A 1948-nucleotide genomic window follows, 5' to 3' on the forward strand; every position below is an offset into this window, starting at 1 on the left:
AAGAACCATGAAAGGTCTTTGTCGCTCATCATAGTTTCCTTTTCCATTTCTATTTCATTTTAAGTTTAACCTGTTTTGATTTCTTGTTTTGTCCTGTAATTGATATGTGTGTCTGTTCCTGTGCTTTCCGTTTCTGCTGCTCACGGACACGGCTGACATGAAAATCGTTGAGATCCTTGAAGTCTTGGTAATGTATGTTCATGTCCTCAACATGGAAGCCTGCCTTTATGAAATCTTGAACAACCCTCCGTCCTGCTTCATCATTGTCAAGGAAGGCGCGGATATTGGTGAGGTGTCGGTCATTCAAATAGCGGATAGTCCTTGCCACGTTGCTCACGGAGTTCATCACAAGGCAGTGGTTGGTAAACTCTTCTTTCATCGAAAGGAAGGAGAGGAAGTCCATGAAGCCTTCAAAGATACATACTGGCTCCGCTCTATCCGTGAATATCGGAGTAATGTCCTTCGGGGCAATCGTTCCTTTGAACGTCTTGTCGTCCCGAAGCTCATAGCCGCCAGAGAGATTGGCAAAGCCAATAGCTTGATAGCGCTTGCCCCTTACCTCATAGCTGATACATTTGAGGAAAGGCATAGCCTTTTCCAAGTTGATGCAACGCACCTTTGTAAGGTACTCCTGAAAATGTGGTGGCAGAGTGTCTGATATTTCTATCAGTCTCCTTGCTCCATTTACAGCCATCACAAGCTGGGTGTTGTTTGGTGCGAAGCCATTACAAGAACTATAGGTACCATCATCGGGAGTGTTCTGCTCCAAACGGCAGATGGCTTCCGAGAGCGTGCAGCCTTCCAAGCGTATACAAAGGTCGATGATACTTCCACCCTTGCCTTCGGCATAGTCTATCCAAAGGTTCTTTTCCGTGTCCACCTTGAGACTCGGATGAGTTTCCTCCCTGAGTGGTGAGCGATACATGACATAGGTAGATGTTTTACGGACAGGCCTAATGCCTTTCCTTTCGAGATATTCCACGATGGAATATCGTTTGATTAGTGATAAATCTTCTTTTTTCATTGTTTTGATACTTTAATGGGTTGAATGATAATTATTTATGCTTGTCTGTTTTATGGTTTTACCGTTTCCAAAGTTTTTCCTCTCCAAACTTTTTCATCTTTCTTCTTACTACATATTATTTTGTGATAAGTGATTGATAATCAGTATTACTTTGTAGTATAAGACAATACTACACATTCTACTACATTTGGCTACTACAAGTTTGAAGGAGCGGGCAGGGCAAGATTTTCCTAATCTTGTAGACATAGATGGGGCTTCCACCGTTTCTTCGTTTGCTCACCTTTATGTATCCTGCTTTCTTCAAGGCTTCGCCCATACGCTTGGCAACAAGTGGTTGGTGGGTATAAATACCCAAATAGGTGAGTATCTCCGTAGTGGTCATTAACGAATAACTTTCATCCTCCGTTGGCTTTTCAAAACAACACAATAAAAGCTCCATCTCTGCAGTCTGTACTTGAAAGTCTTCACTCTCTCTGTATAGTTCGGCAATCTCATCATCATCAAACCAATAGCGGAAGCCCATATTCAACAAGGCTTTAGCTTCAGCATAGACATTGTCCATCGAGATAGCCTTTGCTCTCTGAATATCTATGGAAAGCACTTCAAAGGGCAGGAGCCGTCTGCTTCCCGTGGGGTCTGTCAGAAAGTCGTTGCCGTTTACCGATGCCACGAAGCTTGCCAAGTGGGGAATGGCTTTCAGTGAAAAGGGAGAACTGCTACTTACATCCACCAATGGCAACCTTTTGAAATACTCCTGTATAGGATTGACACGTGGAGAGAAGCTACTCTCAATAATTGAATAGAGGTTGTCGGAAGATGTGATAATCCCCACATCGTTGTCAAGTTCCCTGCGGAGCGTGTTGATTTCATAGCGCCCCACTTTTGAGAAGTGAGCATCCTCCTTGCTTCGGTATTCGGTTCGCC

At 43.7% G+C, this 1948-nt stretch carries 2 protein-coding genes; both read right to left on the reverse strand.

Going from position 1 to position 1948, the window contains the following annotated elements; genetic code table 11:
* Window positions 1-49: 49 nt before the first annotated feature.
* Window positions 50-1024: a toprim domain-containing protein gene (locus tag X919_RS0106175; protein ID WP_028899421.1), complete on the reverse strand. Its 975-nt coding sequence runs from the start codon at window positions 1022-1024 to the stop codon at window positions 50-52.
* A gap of 181 nt (window positions 1025-1205) precedes the next feature.
* The coding region (locus X919_RS0106180) for a VapE domain-containing protein (protein WP_028899422.1) at window positions 1206-1948 on the reverse strand (743 nt) is incomplete at its 5' end.

It is taken from the genome of Prevotella sp. HJM029 (assembly GCF_000599605.1).
GTDB lineage: Bacteria > Bacteroidota > Bacteroidia > Bacteroidales > Bacteroidaceae > Prevotella.